This window comes from Microvirga sp., assembly GCF_014699075.1.
Taxonomy (GTDB): Bacteria; Pseudomonadota; Alphaproteobacteria; order Rhizobiales; family Beijerinckiaceae; genus Microvirga.
In genome coordinates this window covers 63,943-87,497 of the sequence record NZ_JACXAB010000006.1, presented here as the reverse complement: position 1 = coordinate 87,497, position 23,555 = coordinate 63,943, and the positions used below count along the sequence as shown (strand labels likewise).

The window sequence follows — 23,555 nt, the reverse complement described above, 5'->3', positions numbered from 1 at the left end:
TGGAGCTAGGGATTGAAAGCCGGCAGGGCCGAGACGCTTTCGCTCGACAAGGTCAGCCTTGCATGGCGGCTGTAGGCCCGCGCGATCCAGTCGGCTGCGACGGACTGGTCCAGGAAGAACGGGGCCAAGCGCTCCTCCTCGTGCGCTCTCAGAAACGCGGCCAGAGCCGCATGCTCGGTGCGCCTGTCCTGTGCGGTTTGCAGGCTGCCGACCCGATCTTCCGAATGCTCCTCGGCCAAGACGAAAAAGGCCGGCGCATAATCGGGATGCGTCTCGATCAGGCCATGAAGCCTCGCCCTGCGCTCTGCGCCCTCGAACTGCAGGGCATGGACGAGGGCCGTCGCGCGGGTCGGAACGTCCTCGTTCAACTCGGCATAAACCTGCCGCGCGATGAACCGGCCCTCATGGGCCCGCACAAGGGCCGCATAGCGCAGATGGGGATCAATGTAGTCCAGGCCCATCCGGGCCAGGGTGTAATATGCGCGGTGTGCCCCGATGGATTCGCCTTTTGCTTCAAAGAGCAGGGCGTTGTGATACAGGCCGGGCGCGGAGTGCGGATCGTCGATCTGCCCACCCCTCTGCACAAGCCCTGAAAAGGCTTCAACGGGATTGGCGGGCAGCAGGAGCACTTGGCCGCTGTGCCGGGCCGGCGACAGAATACCGGCTTCCGCCGTCAGCTGCTCCATCGGCTTTGAAAGCGGGCCATGAGGAACAAGCCCTCCCGTGCCGATGAGGACGATCAGGCAGGCGCCTGCCAAGGCCAGGGCGGACGTGGCCACGGTCCGGACGGAAGCGCGTTGCGGCTCCGACGGGGTGACCGCATCCGGGCCGGCAATGGTGAAGGCATGCACCGGGAAGGGGATGTTCTTCACCTGCCGCTCGCCGATATCGACGAAGGGAACGGCGATCTGACCGGAGACGGCCTCATGCACGGCGCGCGACAGGCAGATGCCTCCCGGCGCGGCCAGGGTCTCCAGCCGCGCCGCGATGTTGACGGCCATTCCCAAAAGGTCATTTTGGCGCTCGACCACCTCCCCCACCGAAATGCCGATACGGAACAGCACCCGCTTGTTCTGCGCCGAGGTGAGGTTCTGCGTCCGCATGTAATCCTGGATGTCGATGGCCGCACGGGTGGCCTCTACAGCACTGTCGAACTCGCACATGATCGAGTCGCCGGCCGTGTTGAAGATGCGTCCGCCATGATGAGCGACAAAGTCATCAAGAACGTTGCGGTAGGCTGCAAGCTGCCGCAGCGTTCCGTCCTCATCCTCCGCGATGAGCCTGGAGAAGCCCACGATGTCCGCAGCCAGGATGGCGGCCACTTTCCGCTTCATGGGCGGACTCTGCGGCGCATGAAGGCTTCAGAGCGAAGCTGCGATGGTCCCCTGCATCCCGGCAAGATGAGGCCCCGTTGTTTACATGTTACAATATAGCGCTTGCCGAAAAGGAATGAAAGGGGATTCTTCGGGATTCTTTCGCGATGCTCGCGATGATGGCTGCGCGCCCGGGTTAGCAGTCAAAATGCGGAATCCGCTAAACGGGCCAGCGCCTCGCCGTCGAGCCGCATGTGCCGGTGATGGAGGTCGCGCATGTCGATCACCTCGTAGAAGCGGATGGCAGGCCGCTCTTCCTCGACGAAGAGCTCCACGCGCGCCCAATCCCGCTCCATGGCAACCTTCGCAACGACCGCCATCAGGGCTCGTACGGCGCCTGTACGCCGCTCTTCCGGCACAACGTAGAGCGCATGCACGATGCCCATGGGCTTGCCGCGCCAGCCCGCATAGCCGCGGAAGAACGACACGAAACCGACAGGTCTGGCATCGCGCTCCGCGACGAGCGCCTCGAAGAGCGGATCGGGACCGAAGCCGTCCTTCTCTATCCGCTCAGCCGACGTCCAGGGCGTCTGGCCAGGCAAGTGATCGTCGATCAACCCGGCCACAAAGCTGAAGATCGTCTCGGAGTCCTGGACGGTGGCAGGCCGCACCGTCAGGCCGTGTGAGACCTCCTCGCGCATGCTTTAATGCGCCTCGTCCCAGTTCTGCGCGGCGCGCGCGTCCACCGCGAGGGGCACTTTCAGCGACACGGCCGGGAAGGGCGCTTCCGTCATGACGCGGGAGATCACCGGCAGGCTGGCCTCCACCTCGTCGTCCGGCACCTCGAACACCAGTTCGTCGTGCACCTGCAGCAGCATGCGGGCGGAGAGGCGCTCGGCTTTGAGCGCATCCTCCATGCGCACCATGGCGCGGCGGATGATGTCGGCGGCGGTGCCCTGGATCGGCGCATTGATCGCCTGGCGCTCTACGCCCGCGCGCTCGGACGGGTTGCCGGACCGGATCTGCGGGTAGTGGCAGATGCGGCCGAACAGCGTGGTCACGTAGGTCTTCTCGCGCACGAATTTCTTCGTTTCGTCGATATAGGTGCGGATGCCCGGAAAACGCTCGAAATACTGCTTGATGAAGGCCGAGGCCTCCTGGTTGCCGATGCCGAGACGGACGGCGAGTCCGAAGGCCGAGATGCCGTAGATGATGCCGAAATTGATGGTCTTGGCCTGGCGGCGAAGATCGCCCGTCATCTGGTCGAGGGGAACGCCGAACATGGCCGACGCGGTCGCCGCGTGAATGTCGACGCCGTTGGCGAAGGCTTCCTGCAATTGCGGGATATCGGCGATGTGCGCGAGCAGGCGCAGCTCGATCTGGCTGTAATCGGCCGAGATGATCTTGTGGCCTTCCTGCGCCACGAAGGCCTTGCGGATTTTTCTGCCCGCTTCCGTGCGGATCGGGATGTTCTGCAGGTTGGGATCGGACGACGACAAGCGCCCCGTGGTGGTGGAGGCCAGCGAGAACGAGGTGTGCACCCGCTTTGTCTCGGGATGCATGTGCTCCTGCAGGGTGTCGGTGTAGGTTGATTTCAGCTTCGAGAGCTGGCGCCATTCGAGGATCTTGGCAGGCAGCTCGTGGCCGGCCTGCGCCAGCTCGTCGAGCAAGGTTGCAGGCGTCGCCCATTGGCCGGACGGCGTCTTCTTCGCGCCGGGCAGGCCCATGCGGCCGAACAGGATGTCGCCGATCTGCTTCGGGGAGCCGAGCGAGAACTTCTCGCCCGCCATCTCGTGGATCTCGTCCTCGAGGCGCGCGAGAGATTGCGAGAAATCGCCGGAGAGACGGCTCAGGATCTGCCGGTCAACCATGATGCCGCGCATCTCCATGCGGGCGAGCACATCGACCATCGGGCGCTCCAGTGTCTCGTAGACGGTGGCGCGGTGCTCGGCGACAAGGCGGGGCTTCAGCACATGCCAGAGCCGCAGCGTGACGTCCGCATCCTCCGCCGCGTAAGCCGTGGCCTTGCCGATCTCCACCTTGTCGAAGGTCACCTTGTTCCGGCCCGTGCCGGCCACATCCGAGAAGGTGATCGGTGAGTGGCCGAGATGCCGGCGCGAGAGCTCGTCCATGCCGTGCGGGCCCTTGCCCGCATCGAGCACATAGGAGATCAGCATCGTGTCGTCGTACGGATGCACCTCGATCCCGTGGCGCTTGAACACGATCCAGTCGTATTTCATGTTCTGGCCGATCTTGAGGACGGAGGAATCCTGCAGCATCGGGCGGATGACGTCGAGCGCATCGGTGACGGGGATCTGCCCCTTCACGAGCCCGCCGCCGAAGAGATCGGACTCGTCCCGGTGCTGCAGCGGCACGTAACAGGCTTTTCCGGGCTCCAGGGCCAGCGAGAAACCGACGAGGTCCGCGCGGTTGGCATCGAGATCGCTCGTCTCCGTATCGACCGCCACATGGCCCTGCTCATGGGCGAGCGCCACCCATTCCTTCAGCCGCTCCAGGCTGGTGACGGTCTCGTAAGCCGTCACATCAATCGGCACCGAGGAGGCTTCCGTCGCGCGCTTGCCGGCCAGCTGCGAGGGCGTGCCGAGGCCCTCGACGGGCTTGCGCAAGGTGGCGGTCTCCGGCAGGTCGAGACCGGCGAAGGGGTCGACCTCGCCCGAGGCCGGGTCGGCCTTCTCGAAGAACGGCACGGCATCGTCGGTGGGAGCCGTCACGCCGGTGCCGTTGCCGGTCCAGCGGATCGCCTCGCCGCCCGGCATGAGGCGCGGGTCGGGCGGGATCGCCGAGGGGTCGGCCTCGTAGAGCTCCGCCACGCGCCGGGTGATCGTGTTGAACTCCATGGCCTTGAGGAAGCCCACCAGCGTCTTCGGGTCCGGGTCCGGCACGCGCAGGTCGTCGAGCGGCACCGGCACGGGCGCTTCGCAGTCCAGCGTCACGAGCTTTTTCGACAGGCGCGCGATCTCCGCATTGGCGATCAGGCTCTCGCGGCGCTTGGGCTGCTTGATCTCGGGCGCGCGCTCCAAAAGCGTTTCGAGATCGCCGTATTCCTTGATGAGCTGGGCCGCGGTTTTCAGCCCGATGCCTGGCACCCCCGGCACGTTGTCCGAGCTGTCGCCCATGAGGGCCAGCACGTCGCCGATCTTTTCCGGCGGGATGCCCTCCCATTTCTCCGTGACGGCAGCCTCGTCCAGATTGCGCTCGGGCCGGTAGCCCGGCTTGCCCTTGGAGCCCGACTCGAAATCGTAGAAGCACACTTTGGGCCCCACGAGCTGCATCAGGTCCTTGTCGGACGAGATGATGAGCACGTCGGCCCCGCGCGCCTTCGCCTGCTGGGTATAGGTGGCGATGAGATCGTCCGCCTCGTAGCGCTGCAGCTCCACGGGCTCGAGCCCGAAGGCGCGGATCGCCTCGCGCATGATCGGCATCTGGACCTTGAGGTCGTCCGGCGCGTCCGGCCGGTGGCCCTTGTAGTCCTCATACAGCTCCTTGCGGAACGAGCCCTCGGACTTGTCGAGCACGATGGCCAGATGCGTGGGCTTCAAGCCCGCGGCGCCGTCCCGCATGAACTGCAGGAGTTTGGACACGAACAGCCGCACGGCCCCCGTGGGCATCCCGTCCGAGGACCGGGAATTGTACTTCTGGTCCTGGTTCATGGACTGGAAATAGGCCCGGAAGATGAAGGACGAGCCGTCGACGAGAAACACATGATCGCCGGCTTGGACAGGACGGGAGGACGAGGGCATCGGGTCTCGGGGGCTTGAGGCTGCTACAGGGCAAGAAATAGCGGCTCCGGGGGCGGATGGCTATGGGAGGGGGCGTTATCCGGCCGTCTGAAAAGTCCTTTGCTCGCAAGCGCCTGAAATCATGCCAGAAATCCTGACTGACGTAGAGGATCGGCTCAAGCTGCGGCCCGAAAGCTTAGCCTTGTGCGCTATCGCACTTGCTGACCTTACGATACGATATAAACTTGCTCTTAATCGGTTCGCGCCTTATGAGCGAATCCAAACCAAATTTCGTAACAAACCAGATTCTCGAAATACTCTTGCAAGGAGCTGAACATGACCATTGAGAAGTGGGGTAACCCGATCACCACGTCCCAGGTAGCCGCTACGGACAAAGGTCAATCATATTTCGGGACCGTGGCGGCTCTGCCGAATGGTGGCCAAGTCGTCGTCTGGAGCTACATGGTCGGCAGCCAGTACACCACGTGCTTTCGCATCATTGACGGATTGGGAAGGTCGGGAGCCATCCAGACGGTCACAGCTTCGGCCGGTTCAAAGCCGCCCAATGAGGTAACCGTTCTGAAGGATGGCAGCTTCGTCATTACCTGGATTACCGCAGGCACGTCGGGCGAATCCATCGGCGTCAAAGCGCAGAAATTTTCCATTACGGGTGTTCCAGACCAGGCTGGTCCTGTCACTCTCGCAGAGCCCGCGACGGGCCGCACGAACGATTATCCAGCTGTGGCTGCGAATACGGCGAAGGGCGAGGGCGAATGGGTTTCGGTCTGGGCCGATACGCACGATGGTGCGACGGATAACATTTGGTTCAGAAGGTCGAACGGAGACAAGTTCACCATCTCGACGGTGAGTGGCGTCAACAAGCCGGATGTGGTGGAAGTCGCAAATGGCAAGCACGTTGTCACCTGGGTGCAGGGCGGCCACGTCAAAGTCGCGCTTGTGGAGGCCGATAACACCGTGCGGCCCTCGCGGATGCCTTCATCGCAAGTGGCCCAACAGGCTCCGCCGACTTGCCGTCCATTACGGCATTGTCGACTGGTGGCTTCGCCATCAGCTGGGTGACAACCAAGGGTACCGATTCCTATGTCTCCACGCGGGTCTACAACGTTGAAGGCAACACGATCGACGCAGGAAGCGTAGTCAAAATCGAAATCGATGTCGATTACCCGCCGGACGTCACTGCACTGACAAAGGGCGGCTTCGCCGGTGGGTATGCTCTCGTCTATTCAGATGATCTCGACGACAAAGTGGATACAGATCCCAACAACGACTCGGAAGACATCTACCTGCGGCTGGTCAAGGCTAATGGAGACTACATCGACAAGCTGATCACCGACGGCGATTTGAGGGCTGGCGACCAGCGGATTTCCTCCGTTACGGAACTGCCGGACGGGCGCATCTCTGTTGTCTGGCAAAGCGGCGTCCCAGCCCCGGCGCGCATCTACACGCAGATCATCGATGCGCGGGAGAGGTCCGTCACCGTTCAAGGAACCTCGCACAACGACATCCATGTCGGGACAACATCCCGTGATGGCAATGTATTTTCAGACGACGATACATTGTACGGAATGGGAGGTAACGACACCTTGTATGGCGAGGGCGGCAATGATGAACTTTCTGGTGGAGACGATAACGACACGCTAGATGGCGGCGCCGGGAACGATACTTTCTATGGTGATCGTGGAGCTGATCGACTCATCGGCGGAGAGGGCAACGACTGGGTAGATTACTCCGCCTCGACTGATGAGGGAGGGGTGACAGCCGACCTGAGCAAGGGAGGGAGCTCCGGCGATGCGAAAGGTGACACTTATGACAGCATTGAAAACCTCACTGGTACCGACAACGCAGCTTTTAAGGACGTCCTGATCGGCAATGCTGGTGCTAACTCGCTTGAAGGAGGGCAAGGCGATGACACTCTCCATGGCGGTGCCGGGAATGACACCCTTAATGCTGGAGCGGGATCCGATAAGCTCTATGGTGGTGCGGGCGCCGACAAGATGGATGGCGGCGTTGACGGTCGCGCCTTCTGGGACATTGTCACCTATGAATATTCTGCGGCAGGCATCGTTCTCGATCTCACGAAATCGATCAATAACAGAGGCGATGCCAGCGGTGACACCTTCGACAACATCGAAGCGTTCATCGGCAGCGGCGGCGACGATACGATCACCGGCGCAGATGCCTACGACACGTTCTATGGCCATAACGGCAACGATCTGCTGCAGGGTAAGGGCAACATTGACGAACTCTTCGGCGATAACGGCGACGATACACTCGAAGGTGGCGTCGGTGCCGACAAGCTTGATGGTGGCGCGGGATTCAACTTCGCGTCCTATGCTAATGCCGACAGTCTGGAAGGAGGCGTGGGTGTTACCGCCTCGCTTACCGCATTGTATGCTTCGAGCGGTGAAGCGGCTGGCGACACAATCAAGAACATCCGAGGTCTGATTGGGTCGGCTTACAATGATATCCTCTACGGCGTCTCTGGAGAAGCCAACGATTTGCGGGGCGGTAATGGCAACGATCGTTTGCGTGGTGATGGCGGCGGCCTTGCCTGGGCCTCCGACACCCTGGAGGGCGGCTCTGGCAACGACAGTCTCGAAGGCGGCGACGGTGCCGGGATCGTGGACTTCGCCAGCTACGCCCATGCGGGGCCTGTTGCCGGAAGAGGCGTGTGGGTCAGTCTCAATTGGTCCGATCGCGCAAGCTATATGGGCGACGCGGCTGGCGACCAGTTCGAAGGCATCGAAGGCCTGATCGGCTCGGCTTATGCCGATACGCTGACCGGCGATGCAAACGCTAATATCCTGCGCGGTGGCGGCGGCAGTGATACGCTGAACGGCGCCGCCGGCAACGATACCCTGGAGGGCGGCGACGGCAGCGACGTCTACTATGTGGCCGGGCGCGACCGCATCACCGAACTGGCCGGGCAAGGCAACGACACCGTGGTGATCACGGGAGACTTCGTGGTGACGGGCAATGACTTTGCCAATGTCGAGAACATTCGCCTGGATGTGAGCACGATCACGAACACTTTGACTGGCAGCGAGGAGGCGAACGAGCTGACCGGCAACGATGTTGCCAACATCCTCAACGGCCTTGGCGGGAACGATGCCCTCTATGGGCGCGGCGGCAACGACGCTCTGTATAGTGGCACCGGCGACGACGTGATCGACGGCGGCACCGGCATCGACGCCATGGATGGCGGCATCGGCAACGATGTCTATTATGCCAACGACATCGGCGACTATGTGGTCGAAGCCGCAGGCGGCGGCGTCGACACGGTCTATGCATCCGTCGACTTCACGATGGGCGACGGCACCGAGGTAGAGTACCTGTACGCCGCCGGCAGTGCCTCGATGCAGCTCAAGGGCAGCAACTTCGCCAACACGATCATCGGCAATGCCGGGGCTAACGGCATCTATGGTGGCTCAGGCAACGATCAGCTGCGGGCCGGGTCGGGCAATGATAAGATCTACGGTGGATTGGGCAACGACACGCTTTACGGTGAGGCAGGCAAGGACATCTTCGTGTTCGACATGAGGATGGACAAGCGCACCAATGTGGATCGGATCGAGGACTTCCGCTACCAGGATGACAGCATCTACCTGGAGAACAGGATCTTCAACAAGCTAGGGTCGGGCACGGCCACCAAGCCGAAGAAGTTCAACAGTGACATGTTCGTCAACGGCACCAGAGCTCAAGATCGCGAGGATCGGATCATCTACGACAAGAAGTCTGGCGCCGTTTACTACGATAAGGACGGCACCGGCGGCTCGGCACAAGTGAAGATCGCCACCCTCGATAAGAACCTGAAAGTTTTCTATCACGACTTTTACGTGATCTAAGCCTCATCTCATGAAGAGCCATGTGCCGCCCGGTGACAAGCCGGGCGGCATTTTTGTTATGGTGAGGGTGCTGCCGTATTTTTCGGCAGCATGGCTCCCATCGCTTTATCCTGAGCAGGATTGTGTCAGCAATCCGTTTCGAACGAGCTTCCAGAGCACACTGGATCTTCCTTCGAGACGCAGCCTGACGGCTGCTCCTCAGGATGAGGGTTCAAGGATGAGGCCTGCTCCGTGCCGAAATCTCACGCTGCCTTCAGCCGCGCCAGATCGAGATCAAGCTCGCGCAAGGCCTGCATCACCACGCCCTCGGTCAAAAGGTCCATGGAGGATTCCACCACATGGATCGTGGCGAGCGCGCGCAGCTCGGGAATGGTTTGCGATTCGAGTGCCGCCTCGAAGGAGGGGCGCAGCAGGTCCATGGCGCGGGTGCCGGGGCCGCAGATCACGATGTGGTCGGGCTCCAGCGTCTGGATCAGGATACCGACCGCATCGCCCAGCACCTCGCCGGCGGCATGAAACAGGTTGAGCAGGGCGGGGTCGCCTGCGCGCGCCTGATCCACGATGGCCTCCATGGCCTCCTCACCCGGCAGGAGCAGGGTCGGGGCGGGGCGATGATCGATGAGCTGCGCGTCCCGGTGCAGGGCGTAGTCGGCGAGATAGGCCTCGATGCAGCCGCGCCCGCCGCAGCGGCATTGCGGGCCACTCCGACGCAGGCGCACATGGCCGAACTCGGAGCCGCCGAAGCGGGCGCCGCGATAGAGCTCGCCCTGGATGAGAAAGCCGAGGCCGACGCCGTCGCCCACCATCAGGCAGGCGGTGCGGCCGGAGCGCAGGTCGGCATTGCGCTGCGCGATCGCGAAGGCCATGGCGCTGGCGTCATTCTCCATGAGCACCGGTTTGCCCAGGCGCTGGCCAAGGCCTGAGGTCAGCGGCAGGTCGCGGGTGCCGAGCACCGGGCTCCAGGCCACGATCCCATCGCGGGTGTCCACATAGCCCTGGCAGGCCAGGCCCACCGCCTTCACGTCCCGCGCGCCGCTCTCCTCCGCAAAGGCCGCGATGGTGTGGGCGAGCACGTCCATCAGCTCCTCGCCCCCGAGATTGCGCAAGGGGCGCTCCACGTGGCGGCTTGCCCTTGTGCGCCCGGCGCTGTCCACGAGCCGCAGCTCGATGCGGTTGAAGCCGGTCCAGACGCCCACGACGGAGCCCAGGGTCTCGGCGAAATAGAGGCGGGTCTTAGGCCGTCCCCGGAGCAGTCCGGGGCTCTGGTCCGGGCTGTCCTCCGCGACCAGCACGCCCTCCTCAAGAAGCCCTGCGGCGAGATCAGAAACGCTGGCCGGGCTCATGCCGAGATGCTGGCCGATCTCCACCCTGGCCATGGGGCCTTCCCGGCGCAGGGCATCGAGCAGACGCCGGCGGGCAGTTTCGCGAGGAGAGAGAGGCAGCGAGGTCATGGATGCACTTTATTCACAGCTCGAATAAATCAAAACTGTGAGCTGCACATATCAGACCAAAATATTAGACGTTAGGCGCTTGAAGGCATCGCGGCCTCGTATAATTATTTCCGCGCTCGAACAATAACGCATGGCATGTTGAGCCACGTCCGTCGGTTCTGCGGTCCGACAGCTGCCATGAGCGCGGCGCTTTTAAGGGAGGCGCCGTCCAGGAGGAAAACCGATGCTTTCGAAGAAACACGCTCTCATCTCGCTTGCCGCTCTGGCCCTGTCCGCTGGCGCCGCCTTCGCCCAGGGCAAGGGCCCCGTGGTCGGCGTCAGCTGGTCGAACTTCCAGGAAGAGCGCTGGAAGACCGACGAAGCCGCCATCAAGGCCGCGGTCGAGAAGGCCGGCGGCACCTATGTGTCGGCTGACGCCCAGTCGTCGCCCGCCAAGCAGCTCACGGACATCGAGAGCCTCATCTCGCGCGGCGCCAAGGCGCTGATCGTGCTGGCGCAGGATGCGGACGCCGTTCGTCCCGCCGTCGAGAAGGCCGTGGCCGAAGGCATCGCGGTGGTGGGCTATGATCGCCTGATCGAGATCCCGCAGGCCTTCTATCTCACCTTCGACAACGTCGAGGTCGGCCGTCTGCAGGCCCGCGAAGTGTTCAAGCTGAAGCCCGAGGGCAACTATGCCTTCGTCAAGGGCTCGGGCTCGGATCCGAACGCCAACTTCCTGTTCCAGGGCTCGATGGAAGTGCTGAAGGCCGCTATTGATTCCGGCAAGATCAAGAACGTGGGCGAGGCCTACACGGACGGCTGGCTCCCCGCCAATGCGCAGCGGAACATGGAGCAGTTCCTCACCAAGAACAACAACAAGATCGACGCGGTGATCGCCGCCAATGACGGCACCGCCGGCGGCGCCATCGCGGCTCTGGCGGCGCAGGGTCTTGCCGGCACCGTGCCGGTCTCAGGCCAGGACGCCGACAAGGCGGCGCTGAACCGCGTGGCCCTCGGCACCCAGACCGTGACGGTGTTCAAGGACGCCCGTGAGCTCGGCCGCAACGCAGCGGAGATCGCCCTGCAACTCGCCGGCGGCAAGAAGCTCACCGAGATCCAGGGTGCGAAGTCCTGGAACCTCGGCCCGAAGAAGCAGAACATGACGGCTCTCTTCCTTACGCCGGTCGCGGTCACGAAGGACAACCTCAACGTGGTCATCGACGCCGGCTGGGCCTCCAAGGACGTGGTGTGCCAGGGCGTGAAGGCCGGCACCGTTAAGGCCTGCAACTAACTCCAGCACTGTCATTCCGGGGCGCGCCTCCGGCGCGAGCCCGGAATCCATAACCGCCCACGGTGCAGAAAGAGGCGTGACGCTGATCGCCATTTTCTGAGACGCTAGTGTCTATGGATTCCGGGTTCCGCTGCGCGGCCCCGGAATGACATTTTTACATGACGAGCCATTCCAATGACCGCACCCGTTGCCAGCACCGCCCCGCCGCCCAGCGCCGCGTCCGGCTCATTCCTGTCGAAGCTTGAGGTCGATTCCCGCATGCTCGGCATGCTGGCGGCGCTCGCCGTCATCTGGATCGGTTTCGATCTGCTCTCGGGCGGTGTTTTCCTTACCCCGCGCAATCTCTGGAACCTGTCGGTGCAGACCGCCTCCGTGGCGATCATGGCCACCGGCATGGTGCTCGTGATCGTCACACGCAACATCGATCTGTCGGTGGGCGCGATCCTCGGCGTCACCGGCATGATCATCGGCGTCGCCCAAGTACAGTGGCTTCCGGCCTATCTCGGGCTCGAACACCCGCTGACCGCGCCGCTCGTGGTGGTGTTGGCCATGGTGGTCGGCGGATCCATCGGTCTCTTCCAGGGCTGGCTTATCGCTTATCTCGGCATCCCCTCCTTTATCATCACGCTCGGCGGCCTGCTCGTGTGGCGCGGCGCGGCCTGGTGGGTCACCACCGGTCAGACGGTCGCGCCCATGGATACGCGCTTCAAGGCCTTCGGCGGTGGCGTCGAGGGTGCGCTCGGCGCTACCACCACATGGATCATCGCGGCCGTCGCCTGCGGGTTGATCATCATTGCGCTCGGCTTCTCGCGCCGCCGCCGTCTGCGCTTCGGCTTTCCCGTGCGTCCGGGCTGGGCCGACGCGGTGATCGCGGCGCTCGCCTGCGGCATCGTTCTCGCGGCGGCGGCCATCGCCAACGCCTATCCGCTGCCTGCCGGCACGGCGCGCCGCTGGGCGGAGGCCAACGGCATCGCATGGCCCGAGGGCGGCTTGTTCATCCCGCACGGCGTCGCGCTTCCGGTGCTGATCGCCATCCTGGTCGGGCTGGTGATGACCTTCATCGCCACCCGCCGGCGCTTCGGTCGCTACGTCTTCGCCATCGGCGGCAACCCGGAGGCAGCGGAGCTGTCGGGCATCAACACCCGCTGGACGCTCATGAAGGTGTTCGGCCTCATGGGCCTGCTCTGCGGCATCTCCGCCTGCATCTCGACGGCACGCCTCAATGCAGCGACGAATGCGGCCGGTTCCCTCGACGAGCTTTACGTGATCGCCTCGGCGGTCATCGGCGGCACGTCGCTGGCGGGCGGCGTCGGCACCATTGCGGGCGCGATGCTCGGCGCCCTCGTCATGCAGTCGCTGCAATCGGGCATGGTGCTGCTCGGCGTCGACACGCCGCTGCAGAACATCGTCGTCGGCGCGGTGCTCGTCCTGGCCGTGTGGGTCGACAGCCTCTATCGCCGCCGCATCAAGTAAGGAGCGCGTATCATGCAAACGAATGGAACGACGCCTCTTGTCGAGATGCGCAACATCTCCATCGCCTTCGGCGGCATCAAGGCCGTGGATGGCGTGTCGGTCGATCTCCGCCCCGGCGAGGTGGTGGGCCTGCTCGGCCACAACGGCGCCGGCAAGTCGACGCTCATCAAGATCCTGTCCGGCGCCTACAAGCCGGATGCGGGCGAGATTTATGTCAATGGCGAGCACGCCGATATTGCGACGCCTCGCGATGCCAAGCGCTACGGCATCGAGACGATCTATCAGACGCTCGCTCTCGCCGACAACATCGATGCGGCGGGCAACATCTTCCTCGGCCGCGAGGTTCTCACCCCCTACGGCACCCTCGATGATGCCACCATGGAGGCCGAGACCCGCAAGGTGATGGCGCGGCTCAACCCGCATTTCCGCCGCTTCAAGGAGCCGGTGAAGGCGCTCTCCGGCGGGCAGCGGCAATCGGTGGCGATCGCACGGGCGATCTACTTTAACGCCCGCGTCCTCATCATGGACGAGCCCACCGCGGCGCTCGGACCGGCCGAGACCCAGCAGGTGGCCGATCTCGTGCTGCAGCTGAAGAAGGAAGGCATCGGGATCTTCCTCATCAGCCACGACATCCACGACGTGTTCGGCCTTGCCGACCGGGTCAGCGTGATGAAGAACGGCAAGCTCGTGGGCTCGGCCAACGTGCAGGACGTGACGCAGGACGAGGTGCTCGGCATGATCATTCTCGGAAAATGCCCGCCGGGCGCAACACCAGGGCCGGGCGCGAGTTGATGTGACAAGTGTCATCCCGGACGGAGCGGAGCGAAGATCCGGTATCGCAAGCGGAATGAGGCGCACGTCGCGTCACGCGGTCCCGGGTTCTGCTGCGCAGCCCCGGGACGAGGGCTTTATCTTTTGAAATGTGTGAGGATTCATGACCCAGACCATTTACGGTTCCCTGAAAGGCAAGTCCGTTCTCATCACCGGCGGGGCCAGTGGCATTGGCGAGAGCATTGCGCGGTCGTTTCATGCTCAAAGCAGCAAGGTCGCCATCCTCGACTATAATGCCGAGGCCGGCCAGGCGCTGGCCAAGGAACTCGGCGAGCGCGTGCATTTCGAACACAGCGACGTCCGCGACATTCCCGCGTTTCAGGCTGCGATCCGGCGCGCGAGCGATGCCATCGGGCCGATCACGATCCTCGTCAACAACGCGGCGCGCGACGATCGCCACACCATCGATCAGGTGACGCCTGAATACTGGCGCGAACGCTTCGCCACCAATCTCGACCACCAGTTCTTTGCCGCGCAGGCCCTGCTGCCGGACATGGAGAAGGCGGGCGGCGGCTCCATCATCAACATGGGCTCCACGAGCTACATGGTGAGCGACGATTCCTTTGCGGCCTACAAGACCGCGAAGTCTGCTTCAGTCGGCCTCACCCGCGCACTGGCGCGCGAACTCGGGCCGAAGAACATCCGCGTCAACTGCCTCGTTCCAGGCTGGATCATGACCCAGCGCCAGATCGACCTGTGGCTGACGCCGGAGGGCGAGAAGGAGCTGCTCAAGCGCCAGTGCGTGAAGCGCAAGCTCGTGCCGCAGGACATCGCCAACTTCACGCTGTTCCTGGGCTCGGACGATTCCAGCGCCATGTCGGCGCAGACTTATCTGGTGGATGGCGGCTGGGTGTAGGTCCAACCACCCCGGTCATCCCGGCCGAGCAGAGCGAGAGCCGGGATCGCCATCAGGATCAGGCGCACTTCTCGTCAGACGATCCCGGGTTCCGCTGCGCGGCCCCGGGATGACGTTCGAACCTATGCCCTCGACCCGGCTCCGATGGCGGGCGATGCCTCCTCGATTACCTCATCCTTCTCGGCCACCGTTTTCATCGTATCCCGCCGCACCACGAAGCATAGGATCACCAGCGGGATCCCGATGCTGGCGGTGGCGGTGAAGAGGAGGGGATAGCCGTAGGCATCCACCACCGCGCCGGATGCGCCGCCGATGAGTTTGCCTGGCAGGGCATAGAGCGAGCTAAGCAGGGCGTATTGCGTGGCGGCAAAGCCCGGCGAGGTCAGTCCCGACATGTAGGCGATGAGGGCGGAGCCGGCGAAGCCCGAGGCGAAATTGTCGATGCTGATCGAGAGGATGAACAAGAGCTTGTCGGCTCCCTCGAATGCAAGCCAGGCAAACATCAGGTTCGACGAGGCGGCGATAACTGCACCGATCAGCAACGTCCACCACAAGCCGAGCCGTGTCAGCGCCAGGCCGCCCGCGAAAGCGCCGGCAATGCCGACCCAGATGCCGTAGAGCTTCGACACGTCGGCGATGTCGGTCTTGGAAAACCCGAGGTCGATGTAGAGCGGGTTCGCCATGACGCCGGCGACGAAGTCGGGCAGGCGGAAGCAGGCGATGAGCGCGAGGATCGGGATGAGGATCAGTCCCTTTCGCCGGAAGAGATCCGTGAGCGGCTCGATGATGGCTGCTGTGAACGGGAGGCGCTCGCGCACGGCGCTCTCATTGCCGCGCGGCGCCAGAAGTGTGCCGACAAGGCCGACGCCCATGAGCACGGCCATGGCCAGATAGGCGCTGCGCCAGTTCACGAACTCCGCGATGTAGAGCGCGCCCGCGCCCGCGCAGATAAGCGCCAGCCGATAGCCGAGCTGGTACGCGGCCGCCATCATGCCTTGGCGCTCGGTGGAGGCCACATCGATGCGCCAGCCATCGACCACCACATCCTGCGTGGCCGAAGCAAAGGCGACAAGAAGCGCCGACGCAATGGTGAGGGGAAGGCTCGTCTGCGGATCGCTGAGGGCGATGCCGACGATGCCGAGGGCCGTCACGATCTGGGCGAACGCCATCCAGCCACGCCGCCGCCCGAGCAGGTTTGCCAGACCCGGCACGTCATAACGGTCGACGATGGGAGCCCAAAGGAACTTGAACGAATAGGCCAGCGCCACCCAGCTCAGCATCCCGATCTCGGTGCGCGAAATCCCCGCCTCGCGCAGCCAGGCCGACAGGGTGCTGAAGACGAGCAGGAAGGGCAGGCCCGAGGAAAACCCTAAGGGCAGCATGAGCGCGATGCGCCCGTCGGTCAGGACATCGCGGAGGGAAAGGCGGCGTTTTTCTGCAGAAGCCATGAAATGATCTTGTGAACCTGAAAGGCGGGCAGATTGGCACAAGGTGGCGCCGGTGCCAATCAGACCCCGTCCTCGTCCTTCTCGACGGCCTTGCTGAGCTTGGTGAGGAACTTTTCCAGCGCCTTCTCCGGCGGGCACTCCTTCTCCATCAGCACCTGCAGGCCCCATTGCTCCAGAACGGCCTGCTCCACCGGGTTGGCGCGTAGCATGAACACATAGGATTGCGGCCGGTCGCGCTCGTAGCCCGACCCACCCCAGGTCTTCCAGAGCCGGTGCATCAGGAAGCGGATGTTGAGGTCCGTCATGCTGTAGCCGATGAATAGGATGGTCTTGCCCAGCGAATCGGAGCGGAACTTGATGTCGAGGGGCGATTCAAAGGACAGCCGCTCCAGATAGTCGGTCTCGGCGATGACGATGGAGCCGTCATCGTCGAAATCGCCGTGGTACTTCACGATCTGCGGCACGCCTTCGCGAACGCGGGCGATATCCTTGGCGTTGACGATCTTCACATAATCCTTGCCATGAAGGTCATAGGCGGTTTCCAGGTTGCGGTCGAAATTCGTGGTGTAGAGAATCGGAAAGTCGAGCTTGCAGATCAGCTCGTGGACGCGGGACTTCTTCAGGGTATCCTCGGGAATGGTCCAGTTCCGGTCCATCCAGCTGCGCAGAGGGCCGATGCTGCCCTGCTTGAGCCGGTAATATTCCGCCAGCGTCAGGTAGTTGAGATCCGTTCCCTTGAAATCGGACAGGTCGATATCAAGCTCGTCGGCAATGTGCTCGATCAGGGTGCTCCAGGACGGCAGGCCGACCGTCATGGAAACGCCGGCACCGGCAAACAGGATCGCCTGCTTCGTCCTGATGGCTGCGACCAGATCATTGAGCACGATGCTCTCCTTGCACTGTCCTGGCCTTAACGCACAAAGCTGCTCTTAAGCTTCATCACGGGACGAGGGATAACTTGAGCGTTTCAGGTGTTGTCATAGGGTGCAAACCGCCAATCAGGAGAGAGCAGGACGTGGCAGGCTACAAGGTCAAGCAGGTGGAGACCCTCTACGAGGGCTGGCGCAAGCTTCTCAAGCTGACGGTTCAGATGCCGGACGGCCGCACCATGGCGCGGGAGGTTCTCAACAGCCCCGATGCGGCGGCGGTGCTTCCTTATGACTGGCAAGCGCGCAAGGTCATTCTGGTCCGGCAGTTCCGCGCGCCGGTCATGCATGTGGAGGGGCAGCCGGATCTCCTGGAGGCTGTGGCCGGGCTGCTCGACGAGGATGAGCCGGAGACCTGCGCCCGGCGTGAGGCCATGGAAGAGGCGGGTCTTCGTCTCCATCGCTTGGAACGGGTGGTCACCGCATGGTCGACCCCTGGCATCACCACGGAGCGCCTGCACCTGTTCCTGGCCCCTTACACGAGTGCCGATCGGGTGGAGGAGGGTGGCGGGCTCGCCGACGAGCACGAGGATATCGAGGTGCTGGAGATCGGCCTCGACGAGCTGATGGGCATGCTGGAAAAAGGCGCCGTTGCCGATATGAAGACCCTGGTGCTGATCCAAGCCCTGCAGCTCCGGCACCCCGAGCTGTTCGGCAAGGCCTAGCAGCAATTCTAAGGGTCCGTCCCATTCCATCAACCTCATCCTGAGGAGCAGCGAAGCTGCGTCTCGAAGGAGGATCCAGAGAGCACTAGAGGCGCCCTCGTCCTTCGAGACGGTCACTTGCGTGACCTCCTCAGGATGAGGGCTTATGAGTATGCTCGGGGAAACCAGCCTCTACAATCTAAACCGCTCGGCATGCCAGCGCAGGTGATCCTCGATGAAGGTCGCGATGAAGAAGTAGGAATGGTCGTAGCCGTCCTGCATCCGCAGGGTCAGGGGCTGGCCGACCTTGGCGCAGGCTTCTTCCAGCAGCCCAGGCTTGAGCTGGCTGTCGAGGAAGCTGTCGGCGGTGCCCTGGTCGACCAGGAGGTTGGGCAGGCGGACGCCGCCTTCGATCAGCGCACAGGCATCGTAGTCGCGCCAAGCTGAGCGATCGGAGCCGATGTAGTTGCCCAGCGCCTTCTCGCCCCAGGGGCAGTTCATCGGTGAGGCGATGGGCGCGAAGGCCGAGACTGCTTTGAAGCGTCCCGGATTGCGCAACGCAATGGTGAGCGCTCCGTGTCCGCCCATGGAGTGGCCGGTGATGCCCTGCCGGCTCATATCCGCCGGCAGGTTTTCCGCGATGAGTTCCGGCAGTTCGCGCTCGATATAGGAGCGCATGCGGTAGTGCTTTGCCCAAGGCTCCTGCACGGCATCCACGTAGAAGCCGGCACCCAGGCCGAAATCGTAAGCGGCCTCCGGATCGTCGGGCACGCCCTCGCCGCGGGGGCTTGTGTCGGGCGCAATCAGCATCAGGCCAAGCTCCGAAGCCACCCGCTGCGCGCCCGCCTTTACGGTGAAATTCTCCTCCGTGCAGGTGAGCCCGGAGAGGACCCACAAAACCGGCACCTTGCGGTCCTGCGCCTGCGGCGGCACGAACACCGCCAGCCGCATGGCCGTGGATGTTTCACGGGAAACATGGCGGTAGACGAACTGCGTGCCGCCGAAGCAGCGCGCTTGCGAGACGGTCTCGAAGCTCAATGCTCTCTTCCCCGATCAGTAAACGACAACCGAGCGGATCGACTTGCCCTCGTGCATGAGGTCGAAGGCGGTGTTGATCTCGTCGAGCGGCATGGTGTGGGTGATCAGATCGTCGATGTTGATCTTGCCCTCCATGTACCAGTCCACGATCTTCGGCACGTCCGTGCGCCCGCGCGCGCCGCCGAAGGCCGTGCCCTTCCAGACGCGGCCGGTGACGAGCTGGAATGGACGCGTGGCGATTTCCCGGCCGGCTTCCGCCACGCCGATGATGATGCTCTCGCCCCAGCCACGGTGGCAGCATTCGAGGGCTTGGCGCATCACATCCGTGTTGCCGGTGGCATCGAACGAGAAGTCCGCGCCGCCACCCGTAAGGTCGACGATCGCCTGCACGACCTTGTCGTTGCCGATCTCCTTAGGGTTGATGAAGTCGGTCATGCCGAATTTCCTGGCCATCTCGACCTTGGCCGGGTTGATATCGACGCCGATGATCTTGTCGGCGCCCACCATGCGCGCACCCTGGATCACGTTGAGCCCGATGCCGCCGAGGCCGAACACCACCACGTTCGCGCCGGGCCAGACCTTCGCGGTGTAGATCACCGCGCCGATGCCCGTGGTGACGCCGCAGCCGATGTAGCAGATCTTGTCGAAGGGCGCGTCCTCGCGCACCTTGGCGAGGGCGATTTCCGGCAGCACGGTGAAGTTCGCGAAGGTCGAGCAGCCCATGTAGTGGAACACCGTCTCGCCGTCGCAGCGGAAGCGCGAGGTGCCGTCCGGCATCAGGCCCTGCCCTTGAGTCGAGCGGATGGCCGTGCAGAGATTGGTGCGGCGCGACAGGCAGGATTTGCAGCTGCGGCACTCGGGCGTGTAGAGCGGGATCACGTGATCGCCGGGTTTGAGCGTCGTCACGCCGGGGCCCACCTCGCGCACGATGCCGGCGCCCTCATGGCCCAGGATCGCCGGGAATTTGCCCTCGGAGTCGAGGCCCGACAGGGTGTAGGCGTCCGTGTGGCATACGCCCGTCGCCATCACCTCCACGAGCACCTCGCCGGCCTTTGGGCCCTCTAAGCGGATGGTCTCGATGGTGAGCGGCTTGCCAGCCTCCCACGCCACGGCGGCCCTGGTTTCCATGCTCGCGTCCTCGCTTGTGATTCGATGAGGGACTATGCGAACCCGGGTGTCGGAAGGTCAAGTAAGGTGCTCGCGAAGCGTTGAGGCTTCTCAAGGCTACTTCCGGCCCTTATGTCTCACGTGACCACAGGAAGGATTTCAGAGTGCCCGACGTTCGCGCCGCCATCATCCCCGTGACGCCGTTTCAGCAGAACTGCACCCTGCTGTGGTGCGAGAAGACCAAGAAGGCCGCCGTGGTCGATCCTGGGGGTGATCTCGCCCGCATCCGTGATGCCATCGCGCAAAGCGGCGTCACCGTCGAGAAGATCATCCTCACCCACGGCCATATCGACCATGCGGGCGGTGCCGCTGAGTTGCGGGAGGAGCTTGGCGTTCAGATCGAAGGTCCGCACGAGGCAGACCGCTTCCTGCTCGACAGGCTCGCGGAGCAGGGGCGGAGCTATGGTTTCGAAGCTCGTCCCGTCACGCCCGATCGCTGGCTCGACGAAGGCGATCAGGTGACAGTCGGCGATCTTACTTTGGATGTGCTGCACTGCCCCGGCCACTCGCCGGGCAGCGTCGTGCTCGTGTCGAAAGATCAGCGCTTTGCACTTGTGGGCGACGTGCTGTTCCAGGGCTCCGTCGGGCGCGTGGATCTTCCCGGGGGTGACGGCAAGGCGCTGATCCGCTCGATCAAGGACAAGCTCCTGCCGCTTGGCGACGATATCACCTTCATCTGCGGCCATGGCCCCATGAGCACCATCGGCCAGGAGCGGCAGAGCAATCCGTTCCTGCAGGGCGAGGAACTGATTTGAAACCCACTGTCATTCCGGGGCGAGCTGTAGCGAGAGCCCGGAATCCATAAACGCGACGCTCAAAGTAGAGGCGATCAGCGTCACGCCTTCTGCTGCACCGTTAGCGGCTATGGATTCCGGGCTCGCCTGCGGCGCCCCGGAATGACAGTGGCGCGTTAAACAAAACGGCCCGGAATTGCTCCCGAGCCGCTCCTTCTTGGCCCTGCGGCTCCTGTCTATTCCGCAGCCTGGATCATCACGGCACCTTTGAGGCCCATGCGGTTCGCCACGCCGAGGCCGTAGGCCTTATCGGCGAGGTAGAAGTGCACGATCTGGCGCTTCACGATGTCTTCGGGCACGCCCTGCATGGCTTCCGCGATGTTGTCCATGAGCCGGCCCTGCTCGTCCGGGGTCATGAGGCGGAACAGGTCGCCCGGCTGCTTGTAATCGTCGTTGCCGGCCCGATGGTCGTAGCGGTCCGCGTCGCCCGAGATCTTCAGCGGCGGCTCGGCGGCGCGGGGCGTCTGCACCGGGCCGTTGAAGGAGTTCGGCTCGTAATAGGCATCACCACGGTTCGGCACGTCGAACAACATGCCACCATCGGCATGATAGTGATGCACCGGGCAGCGCGGGCGGTTCACCGGCAGCGCCTCGTAGTGCGTGCCGACGCGGTAACGATGCGCATCCGCATAGGCGAAGATGCGGCCCTGCAGCATCTTGTCGGGCGAGAAGCCGATGCCCGGCACGATATTCGACGGTGAGAACGAGGACTGCTCCACTTCCGCGAAATAGTGAGCGGCATTGCGGTTGAGCTCGAGCACGCCGACCTCGATCAGCGGGTACTCGGCATGCGGCCACACCTTGGTGACGTCGAACGGATTGTAGGAGGTCTTTTCCGCGTCAGTCTCCGGCATGATCTGCACGCAGAACTTCCAGCGCGGGAAGCTGCCGCCTTCGATCGCCTCGTAGAGATCGCGCTGGGCGCTCTCGCGGTCCTTCGCGACGACAGCCTCGGCCTCGCGGTTTGTCCAGGTCTTGATGCCCTGCATGGACTTGAAGTGGAACTTCACCCAGAAGCGCTCACCGGCCACGTTGATGAACGAGTAGGTGTGCGAGCCGAAACCGTGCATGAAGCGGTAGCCCTGCGGCAGGCCGCGATCCGAGAACAGGATCGTCACCTGGTGCAGGGTCTCGGGGCTGAGCGACCAGAAGTCCCACATGGCCGTCGGCGAGCGCAGGTTCGTGGCCGGGTGACGCTTCTGCGTGCGGATGAAGTCGGGAAACTTCACGGGATCGCGCACGAAGAACACCGGCGTGTTGTTGCCGACGATGTCCCAGTTGCCTTCTTCCGTGTAGACCTTCAGCGCGAAGCCGCGCACGTCGCGCTCCGCATCGGCCGCGCCGCGCTCGCCGGCGACGGTCGAGAAGCGCAGGAACACTTCCGTCTGCTTGCCGATCTCCGAGAAGACCTTCGCCTTGGAATACTGGGTGATGTCGTTGGTGATGGTCAGCGTGCCGTAGGCGGCCGAGCCCTTCGCATGCACCACACGCTCCGGAATGCGCTCGCGGTTCTGGTGCGCGAGCTTCTCGATGAGCTGGTAATCCTGCAGCAGCAGCGGGCCGCGGGAGCCGGCGGACAGGCTGTTCTGGTTGTCGGCGATCGGCGCCCCGGCCGTGGTGGTCATCGTGATTGTTTTTGTCATGGTCGTCCCTGTTGAGCGGGGCGACAATGGCTGAGGTAGGCGATCAGATCCAATTGTATTGATTACAAAGAGCGATCAGATATTCTTATCGCATGATCACGCTCAGGCACCTTCGCTACTTCGAAACACTGGCCCGGACGAAGCATTTCGGCATGGCGGCCGATCAATGCGCCGTCACGCAGCCGGCACTCTCCATGCAGATCAAGGAGCTGGAGCGGGAACTCGGCGTCGAGCTTGTCGAGCGTCGGGGCAACACCATCGCGGTGACCCAGGCCGGGCAGGACATTGCGGCACGGGCTGAGGCGATCCTCAGCCAGGTGCGGGAGTTGTCCGACTACGCACGCCAGCATCAGGGCGTTCTCACAGGAACCCTTCGGCTCGGGATCATTCCGTCGATTGCACCCTACCTGCTGCCGGACATTCTGACCGAGGTCACGAAGCACTATCCGCAGCTCGATTTGCAGATCCGCGAAACGCAGACGAACGCCCTTGTGGAGGAACTGGTTCGGGGCGAGCTGGATGCGGTGCTCGTCGCCCTGCCGGTCGAGTCATCACAGCTTGAAACCATGCCGCTCTTCGAGGACCGCTTCCTCATCGCCGTTCAGAGCCAGGCGGCTCCGGACTGGAGCAAGAGCGACCTGCGCACCCGCATCGGGCAGGAGCGCCTGCTGCTGCTGGAAGAAGGGCATTGCCTGCGCGATCAGGCGCTTCAGTTCTGCCAGATCGCCAACATGCAGGCCCGCAAGGCGCTCGGCGCGGCTTCTCTCACGACCATCATGCAGATGGTGGCGGCGGGTCACGGCATCACGCTGCTGCCCGAACTCTGCGCCAAGACGGAGGTCGACCGGAAGCGGGTGGCGCTCATCGCGTTTCCCGAAGAGCCGCCCATGCGCATCGTCGGTCTCGCGTGGCGCCGCAGCTCCGCTCGGCAAAGTGATTTCACAGCGCTTGGCGCACTCATCAAGTCGCTCAGGCGTGAGGAGATGGACACAGCAAAACCTATGAACCGCTGATGCGTCGCGCAGACAGACGGAGTTCGGACGAAGCCGGAATCCGCACCCTGCTCAGAAACGAGAAGGTCTTCCGGCTTGTACC

Annotated in this window: 18 protein-coding genes; 9 read left to right on the top strand and 9 right to left on the bottom strand. The window is 63.4% G+C overall.

Translation table 11 applies throughout. The annotated features are described in order from the left end of the window. Window positions 1-5 precede the first annotated feature (5 nt). From IC232_RS11865 to polA, 3 genes are all read right to left on the bottom strand, one after another. Window positions 6-1,334, bottom strand: a complete 1,329-nt coding sequence (locus IC232_RS11865) for an adenylate/guanylate cyclase domain-containing protein (RefSeq protein WP_190845157.1) — start codon at window positions 1,332-1,334, stop codon at window positions 6-8. Window positions 1,335-1,516: 182 nt separating this feature from the next. Continuing rightward, entirely contained in the window at window positions 1,517-2,014 is a 498-nt protein-coding gene (locus IC232_RS11860) for a GNAT family N-acetyltransferase (RefSeq protein WP_190845155.1), read from the bottom strand. 3 nt (window positions 2,015-2,017) lie between these two features. Then, the gene (polA, locus tag IC232_RS11855) at window positions 2,018-5,074 is read right to left on the bottom strand and encodes a DNA polymerase I (protein ID WP_190845153.1); all 3,057 of its coding nucleotides are present in this window, start codon (window positions 5,072-5,074) and stop codon (window positions 2,018-2,020) included. A gap of 315 nt (window positions 5,075-5,389) precedes the next feature. On the opposite strand from polA, the gene IC232_RS11850 reads away from it, so the two are divergent. Then, on the top strand, window positions 5,390-6,133 hold the full coding sequence (locus IC232_RS11850; RefSeq protein ID WP_190845151.1) for a hypothetical protein: 744 nt from the start codon (window positions 5,390-5,392) through the stop codon (window positions 6,131-6,133). Next, window positions 6,082-8,919: a hypothetical protein gene (locus tag IC232_RS11845; protein WP_190845149.1), complete on the top strand. Its 2,838-nt coding sequence runs from the start codon at window positions 6,082-6,084 to the stop codon at window positions 8,917-8,919. Before IC232_RS11850 ends, IC232_RS11845 begins: the two co-directional genes overlap by 52 nt. Window positions 8,920-9,161: 242 nt before the next feature. Here the strand turns inward: IC232_RS11845 and IC232_RS11840 are convergent, their stop codons facing one another. Beyond that, complete coding sequence (locus IC232_RS11840) at window positions 9,162-10,370, bottom strand: ROK family protein (protein ID WP_190845148.1); 1,209 nt, start codon at window positions 10,368-10,370, stop codon at window positions 9,162-9,164. A gap of 223 nt (window positions 10,371-10,593) precedes the next feature. Between IC232_RS11840 and xylF the strand changes: the two genes are divergently transcribed. The 4 genes from xylF to IC232_RS11820 all read left to right on the top strand — a co-directional run bounded on the left by xylF (window position 10,594) and on the right by IC232_RS11820 (window position 14,800). Further along, window positions 10,594-11,640: a D-xylose ABC transporter substrate-binding protein gene (gene xylF, locus IC232_RS11835; protein WP_190845146.1), complete on the top strand. Its 1,047-nt coding sequence runs from the start codon at window positions 10,594-10,596 to the stop codon at window positions 11,638-11,640. Between the two features lie 174 nt (window positions 11,641-11,814). Next, on the top strand, window positions 11,815-13,113 hold the full coding sequence (locus tag IC232_RS11830; protein WP_190845144.1) for a sugar ABC transporter permease: 1,299 nt from the start codon (window positions 11,815-11,817) through the stop codon (window positions 13,111-13,113). Window positions 13,114-13,125: 12 nt separating this feature from the next. Then, window positions 13,126-13,905: an ATP-binding cassette domain-containing protein gene (locus tag IC232_RS11825; protein WP_036354117.1), complete on the top strand. Its 780-nt coding sequence runs from the start codon at window positions 13,126-13,128 to the stop codon at window positions 13,903-13,905. 142 nt (window positions 13,906-14,047) lie between these two features. Further along, window positions 14,048-14,800 carry an SDR family NAD(P)-dependent oxidoreductase gene (locus IC232_RS11820; RefSeq protein WP_190845142.1) on the top strand — a complete coding sequence of 251 codons (753 nt, stop codon included), beginning with the start codon at window positions 14,048-14,050 and terminating at the stop codon, window positions 14,798-14,800. Window positions 14,801-14,922: 122 nt separating this feature from the next. On the opposite strand, the gene IC232_RS11815 is transcribed toward IC232_RS11820, so the two are convergent. Both IC232_RS11815 and IC232_RS11810 read right to left on the bottom strand, forming a co-directional pair. After that, on the bottom strand, window positions 14,923-16,248 hold the full coding sequence (locus tag IC232_RS11815) for an AmpG family muropeptide MFS transporter (RefSeq protein ID WP_246812170.1): 1,326 nt from the start codon (window positions 16,246-16,248) through the stop codon (window positions 14,923-14,925). Window positions 16,249-16,307: 59 nt separating this feature from the next. After that, complete coding sequence (locus IC232_RS11810) at window positions 16,308-17,132, bottom strand: SIR2 family NAD-dependent protein deacylase (protein ID WP_190845140.1); 825 nt, start codon at window positions 17,130-17,132, stop codon at window positions 16,308-16,310. A 131-nt stretch (window positions 17,133-17,263) separates the two neighbouring features. Between IC232_RS11810 and IC232_RS11805 the strand changes: the two genes are divergently transcribed. Next, window positions 17,264-17,839: an NUDIX domain-containing protein gene (locus IC232_RS11805; protein WP_190845138.1), complete on the top strand. Its 576-nt coding sequence runs from the start codon at window positions 17,264-17,266 to the stop codon at window positions 17,837-17,839. 171 nt (window positions 17,840-18,010) lie between these two features. On the opposite strand, the gene fghA is transcribed toward IC232_RS11805, so the two are convergent. Both fghA and IC232_RS11795 read right to left on the bottom strand, forming a co-directional pair. After that, window positions 18,011-18,856, bottom strand: coding sequence for an S-formylglutathione hydrolase (fghA, locus tag IC232_RS11800; RefSeq protein ID WP_190845136.1), 846 nt, complete (start codon window positions 18,854-18,856; stop codon window positions 18,011-18,013). A 15-nt stretch (window positions 18,857-18,871) separates the two neighbouring features. Then, a complete protein-coding gene (locus tag IC232_RS11795; RefSeq protein ID WP_190845134.1) occupies window positions 18,872-19,984 on the bottom strand; it encodes an S-(hydroxymethyl)glutathione dehydrogenase/class III alcohol dehydrogenase in 1,113 nt (370 codons plus the stop codon). Window positions 19,985-20,127: 143 nt separating this feature from the next. Between IC232_RS11795 and IC232_RS11790 the strand changes: the two genes are divergently transcribed. Next, window positions 20,128-20,778, top strand: coding sequence for an MBL fold metallo-hydrolase (locus IC232_RS11790; protein WP_190845133.1), 651 nt, complete (start codon window positions 20,128-20,130; stop codon window positions 20,776-20,778). A gap of 215 nt (window positions 20,779-20,993) precedes the next feature. Here IC232_RS11790 and IC232_RS11785 read toward each other — a convergent pair whose 3' ends face one another. After that, window positions 20,994-22,460 (bottom strand): catalase, encoded by a 1,467-nt coding sequence (locus IC232_RS11785; protein WP_190845131.1) that lies wholly within the window; start codon window positions 22,458-22,460, stop codon window positions 20,994-20,996. Window positions 22,461-22,552: 92 nt separating this feature from the next. On the opposite strand from IC232_RS11785, the gene IC232_RS11780 reads away from it, so the two are divergent. Then, window positions 22,553-23,473: a hydrogen peroxide-inducible genes activator gene (locus IC232_RS11780; protein WP_190845130.1), complete on the top strand. Its 921-nt coding sequence runs from the start codon at window positions 22,553-22,555 to the stop codon at window positions 23,471-23,473. The last annotated feature ends 82 nt before the right edge of the window (window positions 23,474-23,555 follow it).